This window comes from Ferroglobus sp. (genome assembly GCF_015521575.1).
GTDB lineage: Archaea > Halobacteriota > Archaeoglobi > Archaeoglobales > Archaeoglobaceae > Ferroglobus.
In genome coordinates this window covers 1-4015 of sequence record NZ_WANY01000225.1, presented here as the reverse complement: position 1 = coordinate 4015, position 4015 = coordinate 1, and the positions used below count along the sequence as shown (strand labels likewise).

Below are 4015 nucleotides of genomic sequence, written 5' to 3'. Positions count from 1 at the left end.
CTTGTAGATTTCAGCTGGAATCTTTCCGAGGACGGCTTCTTGCAAGAACTGGACGAATTTTTCTTTGCTTGCAGCATTAGTAACAATCTCTCTCATAACCTTCCTTATCGCCCTCTTTTGTGAGCTTTGGCATCTCTTAACGGTAAAAGCAACGCTCTTTACTCTCAGCTTGTATCCGTCGGCGGTGGTTACGTCAACGATGTCCTCTATCTTGCTCGTCCTCCTCCTTGTTAAACTGTTGAGGTAGTCTCTCATCAACTCGAACTCGTGGAATTTCGTGTAGGCGTTCTCTCCAGCGACCTTGTAAACCTTGAACTTCAACTTCTTGTAGGGATTCTGGTTCGAGTAGTCGTTGGTGAGTTCGGCTAAAGTGATCTCTACCGTCCTTCCTATAACTTTCTCTTCGCTATCAGCCGGAGTGTATCCTACTTCCGCATATCCGAAATACTCAGGAGCGATTAGAGTGAACCACTTCTTTGATGCCCACTTATCCTTAACTCTCGCTCTCCTCTTCCTTGCCATTTCAACACCTCTCAGGCAAGTTTTTCTCTCAATTAATAAACCTTATCGTTGACTTAGCTTTCCAGTGCGATAACCTTCGAGGTCGAGCAGCACGGCTTTAAATCCAAGGGATCTGAGTTTGGGAACTATTTTCTCAACAATCTCTTTGTTTAAAAGCTTTTCAACCTCGTCTTTGCCGACCTCTATCACAGCTCTACCGTCTATCTTCCTCACCCTAACCTGCCTAACTCCGGCAATCTCTATTATGTAATTTTCGGCTTCGTCCACCATTTTAAGGGAAACTTCATCGATCGGAGTGTTGAATGGAATTCTCGAAGATAAACAAGCTACGCTCGGCTTGTCCCAGAATGAGTATCCCTTTATCTTTGCTATTTCCCTGATTTCCTCCTTCGTAAAGCCGAAGATCGCCCAAGGACTGTAAACGTTCTCCAATTCTACCACCGCCCTGTATCCCGGTCTATGTCCTTGTAATTCGCTTGCATTCGTTCCCTCGAAAACGGCTTCGTATCCTTCCTCTTCGGCAATTTTTTTCAGTGAAGTCAAAACCATCCTCTTGCAGAAGTAACATCTGTCTTCCGTATTCTTAACGAAGTTCTCATCCTCAAGTTCGTTGAGGTTGTAAAATCTGTGTTTAAGGTTTAGCTCTTTTGCGATCCTTTCAGCCTCTCTTATCTCCCTTGAAGGTGTTGTGGGAGAGATTATCGTCACAGCGAGAACATCTGTAAGTTCGTTAGCCAATCCAGCCAAAGTTGAGCTGTCAACTCCTCCGCTGAAAGCCACAATAACTCTTTCGAAACTTGAGATGAATTTTTCAAGTTTTTTGAGCTTTGCTTCGTTCATATATTTGGTATGCAAAGTTTGCAAGGTTTATAAGGTCTTGCCTGTATTCAGAAGAGTACCCGAGCATGACCACCCTTTTTCCTTCGTACATTATCGGTGTCCCGTTGGGGTAGAGGAAGTGAAACTCCGGAGTGCCGGTTGCTCCGAACTTTTTGGCGAGCTCTCTTTCTCTTACGTAATCCACCTCTACTATTACGAACTTACTCAAAGCGAGCCTTAAATCATCGTACTTTTCAAAATCCTCTTTGAATATCGTGCAGTAAACGCAGGTGTTGGAGGAAACTATGAGAAGAATCGGTTTGTTCTTCTCGGCGGCTATTTTCAACCCTTCTTCGTAGCTGTAAAACTCCACACTTGGAGATGACTGGAAGCTGAAAAGTACGAAAAATGCACCGACAGCTATTAGTATTAAAGCAGCTATCGACCTCACGGAAGGAAATTTCGCGGATAATATTTAAATTTTCCCCACCATTGATTTTTTACGCAAAAGCTCGAACTCTCTTTATGCCACTGCAAGTTGGTGTCATAGGAAGTGGGGATTGTTACGAAAACGTTTGCGAGATCGCTGAAAGAGTTGGAGAGCTCCTTGCCGAGAGAAAATGCGTGATTATAAACGGAGGACTTTACGGAGTCATGGAGGCTGTGAGTAGAGGTGCAAAGAAGAAGGGTGGATTCGTGGTGGGAATCGTTCCGGGGAAGAACAAAGAGGAGGCGAATAGATACTGTGACGTTGTTATAGCCACGAACATGGGACATGCGAGGAACATGATAATCGTTCATTCGAGTGACGTTCTGATAGCTGTCGGTGGAGGTTACGGAACGATTTCGGAAATGGCTATAGCTTTAAAAGAAGGGAAGAGAGTCGTGGGAATAAAAACCCCCGTAAAATTGCCCGGACTAATTGAAGCTAAAACGCCTGATGAAGCAGTAGACATTGCTTTAGGAAAAAGTTAATATCTCAAGATCGTCTTTTTAACTATGAAAATTCTTGAGTTCGAAGTTGAAAGAGATGGCATGGTCGATTTAACCGAGGAGATAAAGAGGTTCGTGAAAGAAAGCAAAGTTAACGACGGGGCAGTTCTCGTTTTTTCCGTTGGTTCGACTGGAGCGATTACTACGATAGAGTACGAGCCGGGATTGAAAAAGGACTTTCCGGCTATAATGGAGAAAATAGCCCCCTACAACTACCCCTACGAGCATCACAAAACTTGGGGTGACGACAACGGATCTTCCCACGTAAAAGCTTCGATAGTAGGTCCGAGTGTTCTGATACCTTTCAAGAATAAAGAGCTGATGCTCGGAACGTGGCAGCAGGTGGTTCTGATAAACTTCGACACGAGGAAGAGGAGGAGAAAAGTCGTTCTGCAAATTCTTGGTGAGGTAGAATGATCCATCCGATTTTATCAGTTTTAATTTTCGCAGCAGCCAATCTCTACTTCAATCAGCTCGGAAAGCCGGTTTACATCTCAAGATTTTTGAGTCTGATACTCATCTCTTTTATATCCTTTTTCCTCTCCTTTTTCTTGAGCTTTCATCTCGCCTTTGCTGTAGCTTTTCTTATCGTTGTTTCTGCCATAGCCTTGAGAATTTACTCGGGCGGCTTTATCGTAGAGTGGAAGAACGATGCAGTATTCTACTCAACGTACTTTTTCTTCCTGTTCCTTCGCTCTCTCGTTCCGGAAGCAATAGGGGCTGAGAAGCTCATGGACTTCGCCTTTTTAAGCTCAACGTTTTACGCTGAAAGGTTTCCTCCTTTGGATCCCTTCTTCGCTGGAGGAAAGCTCGACTTCTACTACTACTTTGGATACGTTGTAGCTGCCGTAGTGACTAAAATCGCTCTCACCACTCCGGATTACGGTTTCAACATAGCGATGGCGTCAATTCCCGCTTACACTCTCTCCATCCTCTTCGGATTTTTCAGGGAATTCGATGTGAATAAGAGAATTTTAGCTTTAGTTCCACTAATTTCCGGGAATCCTCACTCCGTTTACGAATTCTTTCAGAACATTTTCAACGGCAAACTTCCGGGCTTTCTTTACTACTGGAACTCAACGAGAATTATTCCGGATGAAACTTATAGATTCGTCATAACTGAATTTCCCTATTTCAGCTTCATTCACGCCGATCTGCATGCTCACGTCATAGCAATTCCGGTAAAAATTTTGTTTTTGGCTATTCTCTACTACATTTACAAGGAAGGTAGATTCGCTTTTCTACTTCCGATCTTACTCTTCGTGAGCTACGCAACCAATTCTTGGGACTTTCCGGCGTTTTTACTCTTATCATTGCTCGTCGTCCTAAAGAGGAGGGGAATCTCCTACCTCTACTTCACCCTCGGTTTGCTAATAGTAGCAGCTTACGCATCGACCATGAACGTTAAAGCTGGCTTTTTCTTCACAGCAGAGAGATCGAATTTCAAGGAATTTCTAATGTTCTGGGGTTTCATCCTACTTCTCACCTACGTTTACTTCAGAGAGGAGATCGAGAAGGCTCCGCACTTTTTAATAGCTCTTATTCTTGCTATAGTTTCACCAATCTTTTTGCTGATCCCCCTTGCAATATACTCGCTGATGAGGAGAGATTTCGTTTCCTACCTTGTTCTGGTGGCTACCCTTTTCATAGCTTCCTGCGAATTCTTTGCTATAGACACGAG

At 43.8% G+C, this 4015-nt stretch carries 6 protein-coding genes; 3 read left to right on the top strand and 3 right to left on the bottom strand.

The window, feature by feature from the left end; translation table 11 throughout:
- The 3 genes from F7C14_RS08965 to F7C14_RS08955 form a co-directional block, all read right to left on the bottom strand.
- Positions 1 to 522 (bottom strand): 30S ribosomal protein S3ae (locus F7C14_RS08965; RefSeq protein ID WP_290902029.1); only part of this gene is annotated, 522 nt, incomplete at its 3' end.
- A 42-nt stretch (positions 523 to 564) separates the two neighbouring features.
- The gene (gene larE / locus F7C14_RS08960; protein WP_290902027.1) at positions 565 to 1362 is read right to left on the bottom strand and encodes an ATP-dependent sacrificial sulfur transferase LarE; all 798 of its coding nucleotides are present in this window, start codon (positions 1360 to 1362) and stop codon (positions 565 to 567) included.
- Entirely contained in the window at positions 1334 to 1792 is a 459-nt protein-coding gene (locus F7C14_RS08955) for a thioredoxin family protein (RefSeq protein WP_290902025.1), read from the bottom strand. Before F7C14_RS08955 ends, larE begins: the two co-directional genes overlap by 29 nt.
- 74 nt (positions 1793 to 1866) lie before the next feature.
- On the opposite strand from F7C14_RS08955, the gene F7C14_RS08950 reads away from it, so the two are divergent.
- The 3 genes from F7C14_RS08950 to F7C14_RS08940 form a co-directional block, all read left to right on the top strand.
- Positions 1867 to 2316: a TIGR00725 family protein gene (locus F7C14_RS08950; RefSeq protein WP_290902023.1), complete on the top strand. Its 450-nt coding sequence runs from the start codon at positions 1867 to 1869 to the stop codon at positions 2314 to 2316.
- Between the two features lie 24 nt (positions 2317 to 2340).
- Positions 2341 to 2751, top strand: coding sequence for a secondary thiamine-phosphate synthase enzyme YjbQ (locus F7C14_RS08945; RefSeq protein WP_290902021.1), 411 nt, complete (start codon positions 2341 to 2343; stop codon positions 2749 to 2751).
- Positions 2748 to 4015 (top strand): DUF2298 domain-containing protein (locus F7C14_RS08940; RefSeq protein ID WP_290902019.1); only part of this gene is annotated, 1268 nt, incomplete at its 3' end. The genes F7C14_RS08945 and F7C14_RS08940, both read left to right, overlap by 4 nt.